Genomic DNA, 21,423 nt, shown 5'->3' with positions numbered 1-21,423 from the left:
ATAATTAAAATAAATTTTTATAGCATTTCAGGTAATGTCGCAAATTCTACAGGCATATCCCAATCCTCAAACGTAAACTCGATTGAATCCTCTAGATACTCTGCATCTGCATCAAGTGAAGCAACAAGACCGCCATCTAAATTACAGTCAATTAAAATCGTCGTTTGGCTACCTACAGTAGAAGATTTATCCTCATTTGTTACTTGAATATCGAAATAAATATCTTCACCTGTATCCTTGTAGCGCTTTAAAAGCTGACGGAAAATCGATGTATTGAAATGGAATGTAGCTGAGCCCGTTCCTTCCCAGCCTGTTGCCTTGTTCCCTTTACCCGTGCGACCCATAATTGGCACCTGTGTTTTCGTTTTTTCCATATTTGCCTCTAAATTGATTAGCTGTGCAAATAAATAACGATTCCCCTCAATCGTGACATATGCTCGTCCCTGTGCACCGTGAATTGCATTACGGGCATGCATTGTTGCTTCTGCAAAATATTGTAAATCTAATGGCATTAATAATTCATTTTTCTTCATCTACTGTTCCTCCTTATGCTACTGTTGTTGTAATATATAACTGTGACATCGCTACTGTAGGCGTCACAACCTCATTAACAACAACAGCCTTTTTCGAATTGCCTTGCTCTACAGTAAGCGCATCTTTATTGTAGTTTTCAATCGCACGAATACGCTGTAACTCTAAGCGATGTGCGCCGATGTCATTCCAAAGCGAGATGCGGCCATCTTGATCATTCGGTACTTTACCAAGATATCGCTCATTAAATAGCTGCGCCGTATCAATAGCGATTTGATCTAACACGCGAATTACTTGATTCATGCTGAAATCCTCATTTTTATCTGTTGTGAAGGATATAAATGTATTGACGTCTTCCAGTACACGTACTTCTTCTCCTACACGATGGAAAACATACTTACCTGCTTTTAGTAATGCTGTAAGCTGTGGTTGTGTTTTTGCTTCAGATATATCAAGCTCAAATTCTCCATCATAGCGCTTGTTTGTATTTGAGCGATTAACTGCAACACCTGCTTGTGCACCTGTAGTCCAATAAACAGCGCCAAATACTTCATCACCATTTGCATCGTTTTGTACGTCAATAATACCCTCATGATCCGTAGTGCCGAGCTTATGCCCTACTAATTGGAATTTTGCCCCTACTTGATCACGTAAACGCTTTGTATATTCCACATAAAGAGATTTAATTGTACTTTCAGATGACAGACAGCCCAACGTATTAAAACCATATGCTTCTAAAGCATCTAATGCCTCTTGGTGCGCACCACCTGTAATCGCCGCGCCATTAGAACCACCTGTTAATGGCGTACCTGCTGTCGCTTCCAATGTGGCATCCGCTTTAAATGATACAAAATCATTCGCCACTAAATCAGCAGCAGACGCTACAGCTACTTGTTCATCCACAATTACACCATCCAATAATGTTTGAACATCAAATTTCGTTGGCTCATCTACATTTGCCTGAATAACAATTGAAATATCATTTCCACGTGTCCCTTTATACTTTGCTTCAGCAAAATCATTTGATGCCGCTACAGCATCTACAGACAACTTGTAGAAAAATACTGTGATTGCATTTTTGAAAACATCACGAATGCCTTTTAATTTTGGATTTGTGTAGTCATAACCGAAAATTTTACGGCTATCTTTTTGTAAATCCTCTTGCGTTACAGCAAATACCTCACCATCTACGCCCCAATCAAGCGCCATTGGTAAACCGACATAGCCTCGTTCTGATAAATTAACAAAGGCACGTGCCGCGCTCATAAAGTTATGGTACGTACCCGGTAATACTTTGTTTTGTGTTAAAAATGTTCCTCCACCTAATGCCATTCTATTTTCCTCCCTTATCAAACTGCTTTAAAATTGTGTCTACCTGCTCATGTGAATACATTGTATTCACTTCTAATAAAGCATGAAGTGCATCCTGTCGATGCTGATATTTTTGACTATTAATTAATTGATTTTTTGAAAACTGTTGCGTAGCTGTTGTATCGATTTTTCTCGATATAGCCTTTTTTCCAGGCATTTTTTTAGCATTTGTCAATGATGATCAATCCTTCCCTTCGTATACAATGACTCCATCAATGTCCTTTCCTCCCTGTCTTGTAAGAGGAAATCGAAATCCATAAAATTGTGGGCAATACCATCTAGCATTTCACTATATGCACCTTTAGCTAATAGCACCGTTTCATCAGATAATGTAATTTCGCTTAATGCTTGTTGGATGCGTAGTGCATGATTCGCTACATCCACTTGTCCATTCAGTGGAAAATACTGCACATCAAACGCTAGCTTGACTTTAGCCCGCCCACTCATTTGCGGCGTATGCTCTAGCTTCAATAATTGAATAAAAAAAGCTGGGACTTCCACCGTCTGCGGCATTTCATTGGTATACTGCTTGTAAGCATCTCCGAACCTTTCTTGAAGCCTTCGAGAAATGGCTTCTATAATATGGCTAATGTCCATCAAACCACTCCTTTAGTAGACTGCTGAGATATGTGGTGCTGACATTTTTCACAAAGCTTTACATAAGCATTGTAAATTATGCCTTACCAAAATTACTTTTTCTTTTTCAATCGTTCTCCCCCCTTAAGCTTTACCAGATTAGTCTTTAACGTCTGTAAGCTGGAAAAAGACGCTTTCACTATATAGGTGTTTGTATGGCAAGATAGAATGACCTCAATCTCGCTTAAATGAACTCCTCACTATATAGGCATTTGTATGGCAAGCCCTTAAAATGAACTTTTCGTTATATAGCCACCTCCATGACAGATTAACTTTTTGCCATTAATATTGTTTTTTATTTTTGTTTCTGCTCGCCTTAAATAGCTTTGTACTGAGCTACGTGTAATTTCTAAAATGTCAGCCACTTTTGAAAACGTCATGTACTCAGCTCGAATAAGTATAAATACTTTACGCTCATTTTCTGTTAACCCCACCAATGCATCTTTAATAATGCTTTGAATATTGTCTAATCGCTCGTCCTCGTTATTTAGCGATTTTTCCTCCTCATCTAATCCAGTGAAATCACAATCAATAGATATAAGAAATTGCTGCATTAAATAATGGTCCATGACATAGCTATCAGTTCTTGTAGCAGCCCGATATTCAGCAGGGTCATAGCCTGTCTCCATCCATTGAATCGCCTCCTTTAAATCACGCTCCATACTTGTGCAGCCATCTATTTCCTGCAAACTTTTTAATGATTGCTTATATTCCTCAATTAAATCTGGAAAATATTTAGCCATTCCCTTTCCCCTTTCTTTTATCAATTACGCTTCGCTTTCGATACAAAAAGAATTTAGCTCCTGCGATTACTCGTCGCAGTAAACATGTGCTCCTGCGATTACTCGTCGCAGTAAACATTGCTGATGGAAGTTAAATAAAAAGGACACTAATTGATTTGGCTAAATAGCCAAAATCAATTAGTGTCCGTCGGTTTTTCCGTAAGGACTATTATTTATCTTGGTGAATGCGAATACGCTCCGCTCGCTCTACATCTAAAACTCGCCCGTTTTTCCAAATGATAGTATCTTGTCCAAACGCTTTCGGCTTTAGCGGTGTAACACATCCATCCTGTACAATATAAATACCATTCTCAAATACATTCATTTGCTGATTTTCTTTGCCCATCAAAAATCCTCCTATTTTTTATTTATATAGCATCCGATATAAAAGTTGCTTTTTTAAATATGCTTCTCAATAAATTTCTATTTCAGCAACTCGTTAACATAAATATAACATTGCTAAAATAGAAATTCAAGCATAAAGTTGCTATTAGAGAAATTTTTTATTTCCAAAACAGAAACATGCTATAATTAAGTATGAAATCTCTGAAAGCGGTGAATGATGATGAGTATCGGAAAACGAATCGTTGCATTAAGAGAAAGCAAAGGATGGACACAAAGAGAGCTAGCAAGCCGAGTGAATCTGAATGTTAGCGTGATGAATAGAATTGAAGCAAACGAGCGACCTGTAAAAGATAGTGAATTGCTACAATTAGCAAATATATTAAATGTTAGTACAGACTATCTTCTTGGCCGTTCTAATTCACCTGCATTGACACAGGAGGAAAAGGACGAGGCTGAATTTCAAGCTTTTGCTAACAATCCAACACTTCAAAAATGGTATAAGGAATTGCCAAAATCAAAGGAAGAAGATTTAGAAAAACTGCGTAAAATGTGGGAGATTTTAAAAGACCATGGAGAGCTTTAAAATGACATTTTAAATGAATAATTAGCAGTTGTCCTTATTGATTGTCAATCATATTCCAAACCTCACTACCAAAATGTGAGGTTTTATAATATAATAAAATAGAACAAATGTTCTTAAATGGCTTTTTAGGAGTTGTTTTAATGTACTATTATACACATCTTGAGGATTATATTACGCGCTTTTATATGCAGTTGGGCATTACCGATTTATCTTTATTGAGCTTTCAAGAAGTCGCAGCTAGATTAGGGGTTAAAGTATTTTATTGGTCAGAACGTAGTCAGGCTTTGTTTATTGAAGGTCGTGCTTATATTTTTCTTGAGGAAAATTTATCACCCGAAGAGGAATGGCAAGATTTCTGTCATGAATTATGCCATGTGCTACTGCATAGTGGCAATCAATTTGACTTGCCCCCACTTTTTCAAAAATATCAGGAGCATAAAGCGAATAATTTTATGTACCATGCATGTGTGCCAACCTTTTTATTAGAGCGAATGGAGCTATATGACTTTACACATAAAGAAATAGCTAAAATCCAACAGAATTTTTGTGTAGAACACGACTTTGCTAAAAATCGACTCATTCAATTTTTAAACAATAAACAAAATCAATTATACCGTTATCAAGGTTAATTTTAAAAAGTAAAAGTAGTTATGTCATAAAAATCCACCGAGCTATAAGGCTAAGTGGATTTTTTCATTCGACCGAAAAACAATCATTTATTCACTCATTGAGTGGCACATATCCTACTTTTTCAACTAACCCTTGCCCTTGAGGTGATAAAATCCATTCAATAAGCCTCGCTGTATTGTCATTTGACGTATTTGTTGTTATTGCATAAAATTCCGATGTAATTGGATATGTGTTATTGCGAATATTGTCCTTTGTCGGTGCGATTCCTTCAATTGATAATAATTTGATTTGGTCGTTTTGCACCATTTCTGTTGAATAGTAGCGGAATGTATAACCAAGCGCATTTTTGTAATTTTTATATTGTGCGACTTGTTGAATAATGCCCCCCATTCCCGAAACAATATCCTCTCTCGGGGCTTCCATAATCGGTGTATCTTCCATTAAATATTGCAGTGCCGTTTGAGAACCGCTATCTTCAGGTCGTTGAAAGGCACGAATTTTTTCGTTAGCGCCTCCTATTTGTGACCAATTCGTAATCTCTCCTGCATAAATACCGCGAACTTGCTCTAATGTTAAGCTATTAATTGGGTTATTTTTATGTACAAAAAAAACAAATGCTTCTTTGCCAATCGGTGTCATATTTAATTCAACATTCTTTTGCTGCGCCATCTTTAGCTGGCGCTCAGACGGCGCAGCAGCAAAAATGACATCCACTTTGCCATTAATTACATTATTATAGGCATCAGGTGTTTTATTAACCATTACTGTTTTTTTGAAGTAATCTGCGTTTTCTGGATATGTAGCTTGTACAAATGCTGTATACAATGGATATAGCGCCGTTGCACCATCTATTTTTGGCATTTTGCCATCCAAAGTTAACGTTGACACTTCGCCTAATTTTGTAATTTGATTATTTTCGGTGAAGGGATGGTACGCCCATATATCTACCTCACTATCCACTGTAGCTAGCTGGCTTTCATAATATGTTTGTCCAGCTAAAACAGTTGGTACAATCATAATCCCTAACATAATAAACGCCGTTATTTGCTTGCGCCTTTTCGTTTTGAAGAATTGCAAAATTCTTAATATGAGTAAAATATAAACTACGAGAACAGCAGCAACTAAAAGCCATACATAGCTTTGATGCAGGAAGAACATCGTTAAAAATAATAATGGCGCGCCCAAAAATAATATACCTATTGTTAGCAATACGATACTCCCTATTTTCTCCATCATTTTCCTCCCCCTTTTTAACATAAACGATAAAAAAAGAAAAAGTGTTCCAATAATTTTTTTGTATTTATAACTAGAAAGTTAACTTCATTTTCAAATATACCTCTACAGCTTTTCTTGGTTTGTGTTTAGGTTACTTCTTGAAATCTTTTGGTGGAACAAAATAAAAGCGCATGAATCAGATTTTTCAATTTGAGTTCATGCGCCTTTCTTATTTTTTAATTAAATTTCACCATATGGTATTTCTTTTTACCACGGCGAATAATGGAAAAAGCGTCTTCTAAACGGTCTTTAGCATCTACTGTATATTCTAAATCCGTCACCTTTTCACCGTTGATGCTGATGGCACCATTTGTTACATCTTCACGCGCTTGACGCTTTGATGGGGAAACACCTGCCTCGACAAGCATTTCAACAATGTTTTTATCTTCTTTCGCCATTTCAATAGAAGGAACATCTTTAAAAGCATCTTTCATTTCTTCTGCAGATAAAGCTTTTAAATCTCCAGAGAATAGTGCTGCTGTAATACGCTGTACAGTATCAAGTGCCTCTTGGCCGTGAATTAAGCGCGTCATTTCTTCTGCTAATGCCTTTTGTGCTTTGCGTAAATGTGGTTCTTGCTCAACACTTGTTTGTAATACCTCGATTTCTTCACGTGATAGGAATGTAAAGATTTTCAAGTATTTAATAACGTCTGCATCACCAGTGTTAATCCAGAATTGGTAGAATTCATATGGGCTCGTTTTTTCAGCGTCTAACCATACTGCGCCACCTGCTGTTTTACCGAATTTCGTGCCATCAGCCTTTGTTACTAATGGAATTGTAAAACCGAATGCTTTTGCATTGTCATCATGCGTTTTACGTATGACTTCTAAGCCTGTTGTAATATTGCCCCACTGATCCGATCCACCGATTTGGATGCGTACATTATGGTTGTCGTATAAATGATTAAAATCAATTCCTTGAATGATTGTGTACGTAAATTCTGTAAATGAAATACCTGTATCTAAACGTGAAGCAATCGTATCCTTTGCTAGCATGTAGTTGACATTCAATAGCTTCCCAAAATCACGTAAAAACTCGATTGTACTCATTTTTCCAATCCAATCGTGATTGTTGACAAGCTTTGCTGTATTTTCTGCGCTAGAATTAAAGTCAAAAATGCGCTCTAATTGTTTTTTAATGCCCTGTACATTTCGGTCAATTTGCTCTACTGTTTGCAATTGGCGCTCCTCTGAACGTCCAGATGGATCCCCTACCATTCCTGTTGCACCACCAACTAGCAATACCGGCTTATGACCAGCTTGTTGGAAGCGGCGAAGCGTTAATAATGGTACGATATGGCCGATGTGCATCGAATCAGCCGTTGGGTCAACCCCACAGTATAATGATACGGACTGCTCATTTAATAGCTTTTCCATACCTTCTGCGTCTGTTTGCTGGTATAACAAACCACGCCAATTTAAGTCTTCAATTAGTTTGTTTGTCATGTTGTGTCCTCCTCTTTTTTTACGCATAGAAACAAAAAAGTCCCTACACGCACTATGCATGCAGGGACGCTATCGTAAAAATAACGCGGTACCACCCAGCTTGAAGAGCATTACTCTTCCTCTCATCCGTCTTAACGCGACGTCAACGTCCAAGCTCCAAGAACGTAATTCATGTTATACATTATGACTAGCTCTCACCACACGCTAGCTCTCTTGACAGGGAATGATAACACTACTGCAATCTCTTCAATACTTGAAAAACTATACAGTCTATTTTACCTAAACAGCGTCTATTGTCAATAACTATATTTTAGCTGTAGAAAAAATGTGCTATAATCAATTACGCATTGGCGTAATTGCGGTTGGATTTTTCCGAGTTCATGAAGGAAACAAAGCTAAAATCCATGACATCCGCTGGAGACTTTGAGTCAACATGATGTTGGTCACTCAGTTATTAGCACCAAAATGTGGTGTTCTTTCGACTGAGTTCCTCTAATTCAGTAAAAGCCCTACTCCTTTGGTTTAACTGAATCGAGGTAAATGAGTTTAGGAGGTCGTTTCATTGAAAGAATGGTTGACACAAATAAATAACAAATTAGAAGCTCTAGCAAACAAATCTTGGATGCGTGCGTTCCGCATTACAGGTGGCGTTATTTGGAATTTATCATTATTAATTCTTATATTAGTAGCAACTTTAACTGTATTTGCTGGGGCAGTTGGTGCGGGCTATTTCGCATCACTCGTAAAAGAAGAGCCTTTGCGTTCGAAGGAAAATATGCGTGAGCTTATTTTCAATTACGAGGAAACGAGTGAAATTTATTTTGCGGACAATATTTATATTGGCAAGTTGCGCACCGATTTAGAGCGACGTGAAACCTCTCTAAAGGATGTTTCGCCCATTGTAATTGATGCTGTTCTTGCAACAGAGGACGAGTACTTCCGTGAGCATAATGGTATCGTCCCAAAAGCTGTCCTGCGTGGGTTGCTACAAGACTTTACAAATTCGGCTACTCAAACAGGTGGCTCGACATTAACACAGCAATTAATAAAAAATCAAATATTAACAAACGAAGTATCTTATGAACGTAAAGCAAAAGAAATATTGTTAGCATTACGACTTGAAAAATTTATGACAAAGCAAGAAATATTGGAGGCCTATTTGAATATTATCCCCTATGGGCGTAATGCTTCAGGTCGCAATATAGCTGGAATCGAAACAGCAGCGGACGGTATATTTGGCATTAAAGCTTCTGAGCTTTCTTTACCACAAGCTGCGTATATCGCGGGAATACCGCAAGCACCGTATGCCCATACACCTTTTACACAAAAAGGGCAATTAAAAACAGAGGAAGCTTTAAAGCCCGGCATTGACCGGATGAAAACGGTTCTATACCGTATGAAGGAAGCTGGCTACATTTCAGAAAATGAATATCAAGAATCTATCGTCTACGATATTACGCAAGATTTTAGAAAACCTGAATCACGCCCTGAAGACCGCTACCCATGGTTAACATACGAGCTTGAAAACCGTGCGAAAAAAATTATTGCGGATATGTTAGCTGAGCAGGATGGCATTGATCCAAAGCGCTTGCAAGAAGAATCACAGTTGCTTGAAAAATATATGATTTTAGCAGACCGTGATGTGCGCTCAAAAGGCTATCGTATCTATTCTACAATTAATCAGCAAATGTATGACGCAATGAAAACAGCAGCCGAGAATTTCCAATACTACGGTCATACGTATACAGCAACGACGATAGATAGTGAAACTGGAGAAGAAATAACAGTTGAAATGCCTGTGCAAGTTGGAAGTGTTGTTATCGAGAACAAGACAGGACGTATTTTAAGCTTTGTTGGCGGGCGTGATTTTAATATTGAGGCACTAAATCATGCTACACAAGCATATCGTTCAAATGGTTCAACAATGAAGCCACTTTTAGCATATGGTCCAGCTATCGAGTATGGAAAAATCGGTGCAGGTAGCCCTGTTGTCGATGTGAAATTTAAGCGTAGCTATGACGGCTATAGCCCTTCGAACTATCTTGAAAATGAAGAAAGAGGAATAATGCCTGCACGTGAGGCCTTAGCTCATTCTCAAAACTTAACAGCGCTTCGCTTATATGATGATATTTTACCAAATCGACCTGCTGAATATTTAGCTAAAATGGGCTTTTCTCGCTTAACCGAGGGCGATTATGTCAATTTAGCAACAGCTATCGGTGGATTAACGAATGGGACAACAGTTGAAGAAAATACAAATGCATTTGCTACACTTGCAAATGGCGGTCAATTTATTGATGCTTATATGATTGAGAAAATTGTTGATTTAGATGGCAATATTATTTATCAGCATGAGGTAGAGCCAGTTGAAGTATTTACACCTGAAACTTCCTACATTGTTACAGATATGCTGCGTGATGTACTTGATTATGGTACAGGTATGCGTGCAAAGAGCACATTAAAATTTTCTTCTGATTTTGCAGCAAAAACAGGTACAACACAGGATTATAAGGATGTTTGGTTAGTTGGCTATAATCCTAATATTTCTTTAGGTGTGTGGATGGGCTATGACCAGCCTAGATCATTATATACATTTAATAACACTTACTATCAGCCAAGTACCCGTGTGAATTTACTATGGGCTTCGTTGATGAATACTATTTACGATATCGACCCTGAATTTATCGGAACGAAAGAAAAATTTGAAAAGCCTGCAAATGTTGTCAGCGCATCGTTTTGTGGAATTTCAGGCTTAGCACCTTCTGAAGCTTGTTCAAGTGCTGGGCTAGTGCGCTCCGATTTATTTAATCGCAATGTATTTTTACCATCCATTCCAGATGACAGCTTAGTTTCTTCTGCATCTGTCAATATTGATGGTAAATCATACAGTGCTCTCCCTTCTACCCCTGCTGAATTCGTTACAATGGGGGGCGTCGGCTTAAACGAGGAGTTTGTTAAACGCATGCTTGGCTCTTTAGGTGGAGATCCTGCAAAGCTATTACCTAACAATTCTTCCTTAAGCTCAACTGTCGTTACAGGGGCAGCATTTGAAGCGGATGAAGAGGCACCAGCATCTGTTATTGTTACACTTGATGGCAATACATTAGTATGGTCAAAGTCGGCATCAAATGATGTTATCGGCTATCGAGTCTATTCGACAGAAGGTCAGCTTATTGCGACGAATGGCTTTGAACAAGGGCGTCGGGCTCAAATTGCCATCGGAGCTAACTATTATGTTGTTGCAGTAGATATTACAGGGCGTCAATCTGAGCCTTCAAACATTATCGAAACTGCCGCTCCACCACCTGAAATCGATGAGCCAAATACAGATGAAGACAATGAACCGCCCGTACCAGAGGAGCCACCGACAGGGGACCCTGAAGGCAATGGGGAAGAACAAGAAGAATAAGCACAACAATAAGGCTGCCTGAAAAAGAATCTCTTTTCAGGCAGCCTTAGCTTATCTATTAAGTATTCGCTAAAAAACACTGCTCCTTCAGCAGTCACAATAAATTGTCATTATCCTTTTCGCCAAGGGCGTACTTTAAAGCCTATTCCCTTGGAACTTTATTTGGAAAGTAATTTAGATTTTTTAAACAGCTCGGCTCTAATTGCATAATATTTGTTGTAAAATAGCAACTGCTTCATCCATTTCCGACTCACTTACTGTCAATGGTGGTAATAAACGAATGACTTTTGTGCCTGCCTGTACAACGAGCAAGCCCGCCTGCTCCAATTGAGTAACATAGCTCGCTACATCTTCACCACCGCAGTAAATACCAAGCATTAAGCCCTTTCCTTGAATTGTGAACTTTTTGTCATTTAATGCCTGCTGTAGCCTCGCCTGCAAATAGGCTGATTTATCCTGCACTTGCTGTAAAAAAGCCTCGTTAAAAACATGCTCTACAACTGTTTGTGCAACTGCCACGGCTAACGGGTTACCACCGAATGTTGTACCGTGTGTTCCTGCATTAAATGTTTCAAATAATTCTGCCGTACCTAGTATGCCGCCAATTGGAAAGCCGCCCCCTAAACCTTTAGCCATCGACACAATATGTGGTTTTAATGCCGTTTGCTCAAACGCAAAGCGCGTCCCTGTACGACCAATTCCTGTTTGTACCTCATCGACAATTAATAAAATACTATGCGCCTCACAAATTTTTTGTATAGCTTCCGCAAACTCTGGCGTCACCTCATTAATGCCACCCTCACCTTGAATCGGCTCTAACATAATCGCTGCCACTGTTTCATCAATAGCGGCTTCAAGTGCCACCACATCATTAAATGGCAATGTCGTAAACTGTTCAACTAAAGGACCAAAGCCATTTCGCACTTTATCCTGTCCTGTTGCCGACATCGCACCAAATGTACGCCCATGAAATGATTGCTCAAAAACAATAATATGATGCTTCCCTGTATGTTTACGCGCAAGCTTAATCGCCGCCTCATTAGCCTCTGCCCCACTATTACAGAAAAAGGCATACGCTAATGGCAAATCCTGAACTAATGATGCAGCAAGCTTCTCCTGCCCCTTGCTCTCAAAAAGATTGCTAATATGCCATAGCTTCTCACTCTGCTCCTGCAAAGTTTGCACAAGCGCTGGATGAGCATGGCCAAGCGAACAAACAGCAATCCCACTTGTAAAATCTAGATAACGCTTCCCACTATCGTCATACACGATTGTTCCTTGCCCTTTAACAATATGAATCTGTCGTCTTGCATAATTTTGAAATAATGCACTCATCCTACAGCCATCTCCTTTAAATTGAATTGTGCGAGAATTGTGTGAGTGCCTGGCACCCAACAATTGTTGTGCCTGTTAATGTATCATCTACAATTTGAACAGACGGAATGCCTGCTGCCAAACAAGCAAGCGCTCCTTGTACTTTCGGAATCATTCCACCGTAAATATGTTCATCAGCAATCCATTTTTCAATTGCTGATTTTGTCACTTGCTGCTGATATTGCCCTTCAATTCGGATGCCGGCGACATCTGTGACAAGAAGTAAACTTTCTGCTTCTATAGCAAGAGCCACTTCGCTTGCTACTGTATCACCGTTAATATTTAATGCCTGACCATCTGTTGTTGTCCCAATGCAAGCAATAACTGGGACAATATTTGTGTTTAAAATAGTATTTAATAGCTTCGTATTTACCTTTTTAATTTGCCCTACATAGCCATAGATTGCCTCATCTAAAAATGTACTTTCTAATAACTGACCATCAAAGCCGTTTAATCCGATTGCCTCAATTCCTGCTCTATTTAATTCGTGTACGAGAAGTGGGTTTACTTGCCCAATTAATGTTGTTTTCACTAAATCGATTGCTTCTGCTGTAGTAACCCGTATGCCATGTAACACATGGGATGCTACTTGATGAGCAGCTAATGTGCGATTAATTGCTGGCCCCCCACCATGTGTAATAATAACGCGATAGCCCTCTCGTTGAAGTGCCTGTATTTTTTGAAAAAAGGCGCTGTTCAAGCCTTCTAATGCACTGCCTCCCAGTTTAATGACAATATTACGAGCGGTATGATGCGTTGATTTGAACGTAGTCATATGTTAAATCACACCCCCAAGCAAAGCCATGTCCATCACCCTCGCCTAAAGAAACGAAAATTTTCACTTCATGCTGCTTTAGTATTGTAATAAGCTGTTCCTCCGAAAATGCAATTGGTTCACCATTTTCGACCATTGTTACACCCCCGATTTGAATCGTAATTTTCTCAGGGTCGACCGTTGCACCGCTATAGCCCACTGCCGCAATAATACGTCCCCAATTGGCATCACAGCCAAAGACAGCCGTTTTCACAAGTGGTGAGCCTACAACTGATTTTGCAATTTTACGTGCCTCCGCATCATTCATTGCGCCGATTACTTCAACTTCGATTAATTTTGTTGCCCCTTCACCATCGCGAGCTATCGATTTTGCTAAATCCTCTGCTACCGCTTGCAGTGCAGTATAAAAATTTGCCCACTCTGGATGCTCTGGCGTTAAGGCTGTATTACCAGCTAAACCATTTGCCATGACGACAACCATATCATTTGTTGATGTGTCACCATCTACTGTAATTGAATTAAAGGTACAATCTGTAATTTGTAATAGCGCCTTTTGTAGCTCATTTGATTGTATGTTGGCATCTGTCGTAATAAAACCTAGCATCGTTGCCATATTTGGCTCAATCATGCCAGAGCCCTTTGCTGTACCAGAAACAACAATTTCTTTGCCATCAATTGTCGTTACATAGGTTGTATTTTTCATCACTGTATCCGTCGTTAAAATGGCCTGTGCAAAATCAATGCTGCTCTCTAAATCATCATTAGGTACTAGCATGGCAACACCCTTTTTCAACGGCTCCATTTTCATTATTTCTCCAATAACCCCTGTAGATGCTACCCCAACTAAGCTAGTGTCGATATTTAATTTTTCTGCAGCCAATTTTTGCATTTCATAGGCATCCGCTATCCCTTGCTTGCCTGTACAAGCATTGGCATTGCCTGAATTAATGAGCATTGCCTGCATTTTTTGCGTGCTATAAACAACCTCCTTCGTTACCTTTAATGGAGCCGCCTGCACAGCATTCGTCGTAAAAACTGCTGCAACACTTGCCGGTACCTCACTTACAAGTAATGCTAAATCCTTTTTCTTATGCTTTAAACCACAATGCACCCCCGCCGCTGTAAAGCCTTTTGGAGATACGATATTTTTTCCAGATAATTTTTTCAATTCAATAATAGCTGTCATTTATTTTCCTCCTTAAATGAATAATGGTACTGTTTGTAAACCCATCGTTTGTGGTAAGTTCATTTGTATATTCATATTTTGAATTGCTTGCCCTGCCGCACCCTTGACTAAATTATCAATGACGCCGACAATCGTTGCTCGATTTGTGCGCTTATCTAATTGCACATACACATCACAGTAATTTGAGCCTTTCACACGATTTGTACCAATCATTGAGGCTTCTTTAATCACGCGTACAAATGGGTGTTTCGCATATGCAGCTTGCAAACAATCGAGCAGTTGTGCTTGCGTAACGCCAGGCTGTACAGCAGCATATGATGTTGTTAAAATACCGCGCGTCATTGGTACTAAATGAGTATTAAATGAAATTTTTGTCTGCACATTTGCAAACATTGCAATCGCTTGCTCGATTTCTGGAATATGCTGATGCTCGTTAATTTTATAAATTGAGAAATTTTCATTCGTTTCACTAAAATGAGTTGCCTGTGTAGGCTTATTACCAGCACCTGATACACCGCTTTTCGCATCGATAACTAAAAAGCTCGGGTCAATTAAATTTTCTTTTATTAATGGCAATAGTGATAATAAAACTGCTGTCGGATAACAGCCGGGATTGGCAATTAAATGTGCCTCAGCAATTTTTGACTCATTCCATTCTGCTAATCCATAAACACTTTGCTCGATTGCCTCCTGTGGTGCAGGCGTTTTTTTATACCATTGCTCAAAGCTCGCTCGATTCTTTAAACGAAAATCTCCAGATAAATCAATAAATTTTGGTCCCTTTTGCAATAATGGCGGTAATAAATTAGTCGTTACCCCTGATGGTGTACTTGTAAAAATAACGTCTAAATTTTGCAAAGCTCCTTCAGCGATTTTTTGTAATGGCTGGTCTTCAATTCCTTCTAAATGAGAAAACTTTGTTGAAAAAATGGTTCCTTCTTCTGATGAAGTGAATAATTCAATTTTCTCTACTTCCGGGTGATTATGTAAAAAGCGAATTAACTCAAGTCCTCCATATCCTGTAGCACCGATAATTCCAACTTTCATTGCCGTCCCTCCAAATATAAGATAGCATTAGTATAAGTATGTATAATTATTTAGTCAACTGAATTTTTATTTATTTTCTAAAAAATTAATTTTTTAATTGTCCGTACGTCGAAAAAAGGCTAGCACAACTTTTAAATGCCCGTTGCATGGATGATAAACAAAATCTCCTTATAAATTAGTTTGTTGCGAATTATCAAAGGGATTACAATATTAGGAATTAGGCTATTATGAAAGAAATTACTTTCTGGACAGCCCCTTCCATCTTCCCTTTTCCCTAAATTCTTTTGTATAATAAGGATTAGAATAATTAGGTGGTGTATAAATGGAGCATAAAAAAACCTTTTTTAGCACTGCAATGGAGACGAGGCATGGGATTGTACATGTAGAAGGCCCTGTACATCCCGAGCAATTAGCTCGTTATGCATTTCATGATGATTTAGTTTCATTCCGCCCTGCCCCGCAACAGCACAAAGCCTTAATTGGTATCGCCTCATTAGAGGAGGGACGCATTATAATCGTTCGCAATGGCGAACTTGTTGTTGGCTATGTCACATATTTATACCCAGACCCTATCGAGCGTTGGGCGGAGGATAAAATCGAAAATATGATTGAGCTTGGTGCAATAGAAGTCATTCCAGATTATCGCAGTACAGGTGTAGGAAAAAAACTGTTAGAAATATCGTTTGCCGATGAGGCAATGGAAGACTATCTTGTTATTACAACTGAATATTATTGGCATTGGGATTTAAAAGGGACAGGACTAAACGTCTGGGAATATCGCAAAATGATGGAGCGTATGATGAGTTCTGTAGGTTTTGAATATTTTGCGACAGACGACCCAGAAATCGCATCACATCCAGCAAACTGTCTAATGGGGCGCGTTGGTAAGCATGTCAATGCAGAGACGATGGAACGCTTTGATCGTCTACGTTTTAAAAGGCGTTTTTTGTATTAAAAATCAAGCAAAGGGGATTGCAAAATGATTGTAGAAGAAATGATGCAAGTTAATGTGCACACACTACTCCCTACAAATACAGTTGGAGAGGCTGCACAGTTAATGCATGAACATGACATACGCCATATACCGATTGTCAATACACAAAAGGAAGTCGTTGGAATTATAACAGAGCATGATGTTAAGCACGCTTTTCTTGATGAGCTGAATGAGCAAGAAAAAACCGTCATTAAAAATACACCTTTAATGAATATGATGATTAAAAATCCAATTGTTGGCCATCCATTAGATTTAGTTGAAGAGATTGCCTTAACTTTTTATGAATCTAAAATTAGCTGTTTACCAATTGTCTCAGGTGGTAAATTAGTCGGACTTGTTACAACAACAGACCTTTTATACACTTATATTGAATTAACTGGTGCACATAAGCCAAGTTCTAAAATCGATATTCGCGTTTCCGATAAAGCTGGTGTGCTACATGATATTTCTAAAATATTTATGCAACATAAAGTGAACGTGTTAAGCGTGCTTATCCATCCTGATGCTACAAACGACGAAAACCGAATTGTGAGCGTCCGATTACAAGTTATCAATCCATTAGCAATTATTCAAGATTTACGTAAGCAAGGCTTTCATGTTTTGTGGCCAAATGTACCAGGGATACAAGTATGAAAAATGCACTTTTTGTCTATTCACCTGACCAGCTTGGCTATAAATTTTCGGACACCCATCCGTTTAACCACAAACGCTTACTATTAACAATGGATTTACTAAAACAAATCGGCGCTTTAAAAGATGAAGATATTATTCCAGCACGCATGGCTACAGAAGAGGAAATTGCCCTTGCACACGATGAAAAATATATTGATATTGTAAAGAGGGCAGGACATGGTCAGCTCACAGCTAAACAAGGTGAAAGCTTCGGCATCGGTACAGAAGATACACCAATTTTTCCAAATATGCATGAAGCAAGTGCATTGCTCGTTGGTGGTACTTTACAAGCTGTAGACGCTGTGCTACAAGGTCGGGCACGCCATGCACTAAATTTAGGCGGCGGGCTTCACCATGGCTTTTACGGACGAGCTTCGGGCTTTTGCATTTATAATGATAGCAGTGTAGCCATTCGTTACATACAGAAAAAGTACGGCCTGCGTGTATTATATGTCGATACAGATGCCCATCACGGTGATGGGGTGCAATGGTCTTTTTACGATGACCCAAATGTATGTACATTGTCTATTCATGAAACAGGACGCTATTTATTTCCCGGTACAGGTAATGTGACCGAGCGCGGAAACGGGCAAGGCTACGGCACATCCTTTAACTTTCCAATTGATGCTTTTACAGAGGATGAAAGCTTTTTAATGATTTATGAACAAGCGATGCGCAAAGTGTTTGAGCATTTTAAACCTGATGTTGTACTAACGCAAAATGGTGCTGATGCTCATTATCTCGACCCATTAACACATTTATATGGCACGATGAAAATTTACAAGGAAATTCCAAAACTTGCTCATCAATTAGCGCATGAATATTGCGATGGTAGGTGGATTGCAGTTGGTGGTGGCGGCTACGATATTTGGCGTGTTGTACCCCGCGCTTGGTCACTAATTTGGACAGAAATGAACGATTTAGCTTGCCCTACTGGTCCATTGCCGAAAAACTGGCTGGAGCATTGGCAGCAGGAAGCACCAAATGAGCTTATCCCAACTTGGGAAGATCCTACCGACCTATATGACCCGATTCCTCGTAAAGCAGAAATTGAGGAAAAAAATGCTCAAATGCTACAAAAAGCATTACATATTTTGCATAAATAAAAAATAGCTGTTGGAAAAACATGCTTACGCGCAGGCTTTTCCGACAGCTATTCCATTTTTATTAAAGTATAGATTTACGCTCTTTTAAAATCAAATAAATGCTCAAAGCTCATTATTTACCATTTAAAACGATGGCAAATTTAATGAGACGAAGTTGTCCGAAAAGTCCATTTTGTTTTGACACCGCATTGAAATCAATGTTCCCTTTTACTGAAGGAGTACACTGCTAAAGCCAATGTTCATCCCATTTTTAAAAGAGGCGTTCTCTGCTTATATGAATCAACATTTTGCGAAACATCATCGCTACTGTCCAAAATGCCGGCTATGCACGGCTTTTTGGACAGCCCCCTCCATTTTTAACGCTTCGTTGAGCTACGAATTTCCATATGATATGGTAAAACAACTGTTTGCTCTGCCACTTCTTCTTTATTCATAATTTTCGTTAAAAGTCGCATTGCTACAGCACCAATATCATAAAGTGGTAAGGCAACACTCGATAGCTGTGGTCGTACCATTCTGGCTAACTTGGAGTTTTCAAAGCTAATGACTTCGATATCATTTGGCACTTGCTTGCCAGCATCTTGTGCCGCATGAATAATGCCGATTGCTAATTCATCGCTGCCTGCAAAATAAGCAGTCGGAGGTACTGCAATAGCTGTTAACTCTTCATATGCAGCGATGCCATCATCATATATGCTATCCCCTGCAATAATGAGCTGCTCATCTAGCTCAATATTGGCATCTTGCAATGCCTGCTTATAAGCAGCTAGTTTATATATACCATTAACCGTATAATCCAATGGACCTGAAACAAATGAGATACGCTTATGTCCATTTTTCAACAAAATATTAACAGCTTCATATGCTGCCTCATAATAATCAATATTGACAGAGGCAGCCTCCTGCTGTTCATCAACAGAGCCTGCTAAAACAATCGGTACTGGAGAGGCTTTGATTGCTTGTTGAATGCTACTCGATACTTTATCGGTCATCATTACAACGCCATCTACCTGCTTGCTTAACATCGTATCAAGCAATTCCAGCTCCTTGTCCTCCTTTTGGTCTGAATTCGATAAAATAATATTATAGCTATACATTGTCGCAATATCTTCAATGCCTCGTGCTAATTCTGCATAAATTGTATTTGAAATATCCGGAATAATCACGCCTACTGTTGTTGTTTTTTTACTAGCCAAGCCACGTGCCACCGCATTTGGCCGGTATTCTAGCCGCTCGATTACTTCCAATACTTTTTTTCTAGTGGCAGGCTTCACATTCTGGTTGCCATTCACAACACGCGATACTGTAGCCATTGAAACATTGGCCTCGCGCGCTACATCATAAATTGTTACTGTCACTATACTCGCCTCCAGTCATCTTCTCTCAACTTATCTTCTATTTTCCATTAACAAGATAAACAAGTAAAAATACATTTTAGTTTTATAAAAAATGCTTTTGTCTTTCTGAATATCCCTTAATCAATGATGCCTCGGCTAACTTTAGTCCAAATTTTTTCGGGCTGTTTGGTGGACGTTAACCTAAAGCCTTCACGTCCTATGACCGTGGTTAATTGATTTGCATCACGCAGGGCTTCCTTCAAAATCTGTGACATTCGCCGCAAGTTTAGCTGACACGATGTCGTTATCGTAGGACGCGATGTTCTTAGACGGAGTTCCTCTTTATCAGCACCCACTGAAATGAGCCTAAAAAGCATTCATTTCACTAGCTGTAGAGGTGGGAAACCTCTGTATCTATAGCTGTCGCCCTGCTATCTGTACAAAAAACCTTGCTGCCTCGTTTTCATACAAAATAAAATTGGCTGCTGCGGTTACTCGTCGCAAAAAACATCGCTGAAAGATGTTAAAACTCACTTTATACCATCATATATACTTTCATTTCCAATTTCAATAAAAAATGAAGTTAGACAAAAAAATGCCTTAAAAAGCTGTAGGACATCTTTTTCCATGACTATTATCTCATTGAAAAATGTAAAAGGCATCTGAAAAGTGGCATGTTCGCCTCCTTTTCAGACACCTCCTTTCCGACAACTTTAAAGTTTAAGCTTTTACTTCATATTGCTTCATGAACTTTAGCACTTCGTCGTAGAATGCATCGAATGTTGGAATATCCATTTGCTGCTGCTGGTCTGATAAAGCAATTGATGGGTCTGGATGAACTTCAGCCATTACGCCATCTGCACCAATTGCAATCGCCGCTTTTGCACATGGTAATAATAAATCGCGACGTCCTGTTGAGTGCGTTACATCAACCATTACTGGTAAATGCGTTTCCTGCTTTAAAATTGGCACTGCAGAAATATCTAATGTATTACGTGTCGCCTTTTCGTATGTACGAATACCACGCTCACATAAAATAATATTTTCATTGCCCTTTGACATAATGTACTCAGCTGCGTGAATGAATTCATCAATAGTTGCTGCTAAGCCACGTTTTAACAATACTGGCTTATTGATTGCCCCTGCTGCCTTTAATAATTCAAAGTTTTGCATATTACGTGCACCTATTTGTACAACATCTACATAATCAAGTGCTACTTCTAAATCAGCAGGTGTTACAATTTCTGTAATAACAGCTAAACCGTATTCCTCAGATACTTGCTTTAAAATTTTTAAACCTTCTAAACCAAGCCCTTGGAAATCGTATGGAGAAGTACGTGGCTTGTACGCGCCACCTCGAATTAATTTTAAACCTTTATCACGAATAGATGCGGCAACTTGCGCCACTTGCTCATATGATTCAACTGCACATGGACCAAAGACGAAAGATGGTGCACCTGCTCCTAATAATTCTCCATTGATATTAATAACTGTATCTTCAGATTTCTCTTTACGCGATACAAGTAATTCTTTTTTCTTCTCTGCCTCTAACTGCTTTAATGCTGTTTTAAAAATTTGTTTAAAAATATAATCAACCGTCATTTGATTTAACGGACCATTGTTATGCTCCTTAATTAAATCCAGCATATGGCGTTCTCGAAGGGGATCGTAACGATGCACACCCTGCTTCTCTTTAATCTTACCTATCTCATTAACAATCTCTGCTCGCTCATTAATTAAGCGCAAAATCTCTAAGTTTAAGCTGTCGATTTGACCGCGTAAACCTTCTAAATCGTGTTGACTCATTACTTATTTCTCCTTCCTGAGTACACATACTCTTTCAGAACGCTGAAATGTATGATACATTTTTAATTAATAATATCATTATAGACAACTTGTTTATAAATGTCACGCATTTTTAA

Annotated in this window: 20 protein-coding genes and 1 other annotated feature; of the genes, 6 read left to right on the top strand and 14 right to left on the bottom strand. The window is 38.8% G+C overall.

Going from position 1 to position 21,423, the window contains the following annotated elements; translation table 11 throughout:
- Positions 1-17: 17 nt before the first annotated feature.
- From MHB51_RS00495 to MHB51_RS00470, 6 genes are all read right to left on the bottom strand, one after another.
- Positions 18-533 (bottom strand): phage tail tube protein, encoded by a 516-nt coding sequence (locus MHB51_RS00495; protein WP_082798891.1) that lies wholly within the window; start codon positions 531-533, stop codon positions 18-20.
- 13 nt (positions 534-546) lie between these two features.
- A complete protein-coding gene (locus MHB51_RS00490) occupies positions 547-1,863 on the bottom strand; it encodes a phage tail sheath family protein (RefSeq protein ID WP_342472172.1) in 1,317 nt (438 codons plus the stop codon).
- Position 1,864: 1 nt separating this feature from the next.
- Positions 1,865-2,077 carry a hypothetical protein gene (locus MHB51_RS00485; protein ID WP_342558762.1) on the bottom strand — a complete coding sequence of 71 codons (213 nt, stop codon included), beginning with the start codon at positions 2,075-2,077 and terminating at the stop codon, positions 1,865-1,867.
- On the bottom strand, positions 2,074-2,499 hold the full coding sequence (locus tag MHB51_RS00480; RefSeq protein WP_342558761.1) for a DUF6838 family protein: 426 nt from the start codon (positions 2,497-2,499) through the stop codon (positions 2,074-2,076). The genes MHB51_RS00485 and MHB51_RS00480 overlap by 4 nt, the downstream gene beginning before the upstream one ends.
- 266 nt (positions 2,500-2,765) lie before the next feature.
- Complete coding sequence (locus MHB51_RS00475) at positions 2,766-3,281, bottom strand: sigma factor-like helix-turn-helix DNA-binding protein (protein WP_342558760.1); 516 nt, start codon at positions 3,279-3,281, stop codon at positions 2,766-2,768.
- A 208-nt stretch (positions 3,282-3,489) separates the two neighbouring features.
- On the bottom strand, positions 3,490-3,666 hold the full coding sequence (locus MHB51_RS00470) for a DUF3954 domain-containing protein (RefSeq protein WP_107942990.1): 177 nt from the start codon (positions 3,664-3,666) through the stop codon (positions 3,490-3,492).
- Positions 3,667-3,879: 213 nt separating this feature from the next.
- Between MHB51_RS00470 and MHB51_RS00465 the strand changes: the two genes are divergently transcribed.
- Together MHB51_RS00465 and MHB51_RS00460 are read left to right on the top strand one after the other, a co-directional pair.
- The gene (locus tag MHB51_RS00465; protein ID WP_154098144.1) at positions 3,880-4,248 is read left to right on the top strand and encodes a helix-turn-helix transcriptional regulator; all 369 of its coding nucleotides are present in this window, start codon (positions 3,880-3,882) and stop codon (positions 4,246-4,248) included.
- Between the two features lie 140 nt (positions 4,249-4,388).
- Positions 4,389-4,877 carry an ImmA/IrrE family metallo-endopeptidase gene (locus MHB51_RS00460; protein WP_066161953.1) on the top strand — a complete coding sequence of 163 codons (489 nt, stop codon included), beginning with the start codon at positions 4,389-4,391 and terminating at the stop codon, positions 4,875-4,877.
- 91 nt (positions 4,878-4,968) lie between these two features.
- Here the strand turns inward: MHB51_RS00460 and MHB51_RS00455 are convergent, their stop codons facing one another.
- Together MHB51_RS00455 and tyrS are read right to left on the bottom strand one after the other, a co-directional pair.
- Positions 4,969-6,114 (bottom strand): substrate-binding domain-containing protein, encoded by a 1,146-nt coding sequence (locus MHB51_RS00455; protein ID WP_342558759.1) that lies wholly within the window; start codon positions 6,112-6,114, stop codon positions 4,969-4,971.
- Positions 6,115-6,329: 215 nt separating this feature from the next.
- A complete protein-coding gene (gene tyrS / locus MHB51_RS00450; RefSeq protein ID WP_342558758.1) occupies positions 6,330-7,601 on the bottom strand; it encodes a tyrosine--tRNA ligase in 1,272 nt (423 codons plus the stop codon).
- Between the two features lie 59 nt (positions 7,602-7,660).
- Positions 7,661-7,860: a binding site (T-box leader), on the bottom strand.
- A 303-nt stretch (positions 7,861-8,163) separates the two neighbouring features.
- Between tyrS and MHB51_RS00445 the strand changes: the two genes are divergently transcribed.
- Positions 8,164-11,010: a transglycosylase domain-containing protein gene (locus tag MHB51_RS00445; protein WP_342558757.1), complete on the top strand. Its 2,847-nt coding sequence runs from the start codon at positions 8,164-8,166 to the stop codon at positions 11,008-11,010.
- A 198-nt stretch (positions 11,011-11,208) separates the two neighbouring features.
- Here the strand turns inward: MHB51_RS00445 and MHB51_RS00440 are convergent, their stop codons facing one another.
- The 4 genes from MHB51_RS00440 to argC are packed head-to-tail and all read right to left on the bottom strand — an operon-like array spanning position 11,209 to position 15,392.
- Positions 11,209-12,345: an acetylornithine transaminase gene (locus MHB51_RS00440; protein ID WP_107942995.1), complete on the bottom strand. Its 1,137-nt coding sequence runs from the start codon at positions 12,343-12,345 to the stop codon at positions 11,209-11,211.
- Positions 12,346-12,361: 16 nt separating this feature from the next.
- Entirely contained in the window at positions 12,362-13,159 is a 798-nt protein-coding gene (gene argB, locus MHB51_RS00435; protein WP_342558756.1) for an acetylglutamate kinase, read from the bottom strand.
- Complete coding sequence (argJ, locus tag MHB51_RS00430; protein ID WP_342558755.1) at positions 13,122-14,345, bottom strand: bifunctional ornithine acetyltransferase/N-acetylglutamate synthase; 1,224 nt, start codon at positions 14,343-14,345, stop codon at positions 13,122-13,124. The genes argB and argJ overlap by 38 nt, the downstream gene beginning before the upstream one ends.
- 12 nt (positions 14,346-14,357) lie before the next feature.
- On the bottom strand, positions 14,358-15,392 hold the full coding sequence (gene argC, locus MHB51_RS00425; protein ID WP_342558754.1) for an N-acetyl-gamma-glutamyl-phosphate reductase: 1,035 nt from the start codon (positions 15,390-15,392) through the stop codon (positions 14,358-14,360).
- Positions 15,393-15,714: 322 nt separating this feature from the next.
- On the opposite strand from argC, the gene MHB51_RS00420 reads away from it, so the two are divergent.
- Genes MHB51_RS00420 through MHB51_RS00410 form a run of 3 tightly spaced genes read left to right on the top strand, consistent with a single transcriptional unit; the run spans position 15,715 to position 18,164 of the window.
- Entirely contained in the window at positions 15,715-16,347 is a 633-nt protein-coding gene (locus MHB51_RS00420; protein ID WP_342472161.1) for a GNAT family N-acetyltransferase, read from the top strand.
- Between the two features lie 24 nt (positions 16,348-16,371).
- Positions 16,372-17,019, top strand: coding sequence for a CBS and ACT domain-containing protein (locus MHB51_RS00415; RefSeq protein WP_342558753.1), 648 nt, complete (start codon positions 16,372-16,374; stop codon positions 17,017-17,019).
- Positions 17,016-18,164, top strand: a complete 1,149-nt coding sequence (locus MHB51_RS00410; protein ID WP_066161924.1) for an acetoin utilization protein AcuC — start codon at positions 17,016-17,018, stop codon at positions 18,162-18,164. Before MHB51_RS00415 ends, MHB51_RS00410 begins: the two co-directional genes overlap by 4 nt.
- Before the next feature lie 356 nt (positions 18,165-18,520).
- On the opposite strand, the gene ccpA is transcribed toward MHB51_RS00410, so the two are convergent.
- Positions 18,521-19,522: a catabolite control protein A gene (gene ccpA / locus MHB51_RS00405; protein ID WP_342558752.1), complete on the bottom strand. Its 1,002-nt coding sequence runs from the start codon at positions 19,520-19,522 to the stop codon at positions 18,521-18,523.
- 699 nt (positions 19,523-20,221) lie between these two features.
- Complete coding sequence (locus MHB51_RS00400; protein WP_066161919.1) at positions 20,222-21,307, bottom strand: bifunctional 3-deoxy-7-phosphoheptulonate synthase/chorismate mutase; 1,086 nt, start codon at positions 21,305-21,307, stop codon at positions 20,222-20,224.
- Between the last annotated feature and the right edge of the window lie 116 nt (positions 21,308-21,423).

The sequence above is a fragment of the Metasolibacillus sp. FSL K6-0083 genome (genome assembly GCF_038630865.1).
Classification (GTDB): Bacteria; Bacillota; Bacilli; order Bacillales_A; family Planococcaceae; genus Metasolibacillus; species Metasolibacillus fluoroglycofenilyticus.
Note: the sequence above shows the minus strand (reverse complement) of the source record. Positions and strands in the feature narration are given on the sequence as shown.

Excerpts from the sequence above, each read along its gene's own strand:
- MHB51_RS00475 (WP_342558760.1), bottom strand. The coding sequence starts at position 3,281 with ATGGCTAAATATTTTCCAGATTTAATTGAGGAATATAAGCAATCATTA.
- MHB51_RS00410 (WP_066161924.1), top strand. The coding sequence starts at position 17,016 with ATGAAAAATGCACTTTTTGTCTATTCACCTGACCAGCTTGGCTATAAA.
- MHB51_RS00400 (WP_066161919.1), bottom strand. The coding sequence starts at position 21,307 with ATGAGTCAACACGATTTAGAAGGTTTACGCGGTCAAATCGACAGCTTA.
- MHB51_RS00470 (WP_107942990.1), bottom strand. The coding sequence starts at position 3,666 with ATGGGCAAAGAAAATCAGCAAATGAATGTATTTGAGAATGGTATTTAT.
- argB (WP_342558756.1), bottom strand. The coding sequence starts at position 13,159 with ATGACTACGTTCAAATCAACGCATCATACCGCTCGTAATATTGTCATT.
- MHB51_RS00440 (WP_107942995.1), bottom strand. The coding sequence starts at position 12,345 with ATGAGTGCATTATTTCAAAATTATGCAAGACGACAGATTCATATTGTT.
- argC (WP_342558754.1), bottom strand. The coding sequence starts at position 15,392 with ATGAAAGTTGGAATTATCGGTGCTACAGGATATGGAGGACTTGAGTTA.
- MHB51_RS00465 (WP_154098144.1), top strand. The coding sequence starts at position 3,880 with ATGATGATGAGTATCGGAAAACGAATCGTTGCATTAAGAGAAAGCAAA.
- MHB51_RS00455 (WP_342558759.1), bottom strand. The coding sequence starts at position 6,114 with ATGATGGAGAAAATAGGGAGTATCGTATTGCTAACAATAGGTATATTA.
- tyrS (WP_342558758.1), bottom strand. The coding sequence starts at position 7,601 with ATGACAAACAAACTAATTGAAGACTTAAATTGGCGTGGTTTGTTATAC.
- argJ (WP_342558755.1), bottom strand. The coding sequence starts at position 14,345 with ATGACAGCTATTATTGAATTGAAAAAATTATCTGGAAAAAATATCGTA.
- MHB51_RS00415 (WP_342558753.1), top strand. The coding sequence starts at position 16,372 with ATGATTGTAGAAGAAATGATGCAAGTTAATGTGCACACACTACTCCCT.
- MHB51_RS00480 (WP_342558761.1), bottom strand. The coding sequence starts at position 2,499 with ATGGACATTAGCCATATTATAGAAGCCATTTCTCGAAGGCTTCAAGAA.
- MHB51_RS00490 (WP_342472172.1), bottom strand. The coding sequence starts at position 1,863 with ATGGCATTAGGTGGAGGAACATTTTTAACACAAAACAAAGTATTACCG.
- MHB51_RS00420 (WP_342472161.1), top strand. The coding sequence starts at position 15,715 with ATGGAGCATAAAAAAACCTTTTTTAGCACTGCAATGGAGACGAGGCAT.
- MHB51_RS00495 (WP_082798891.1), bottom strand. The coding sequence starts at position 533 with ATGAAGAAAAATGAATTATTAATGCCATTAGATTTACAATATTTTGCA.
- MHB51_RS00460 (WP_066161953.1), top strand. The coding sequence starts at position 4,389 with ATGTACTATTATACACATCTTGAGGATTATATTACGCGCTTTTATATG.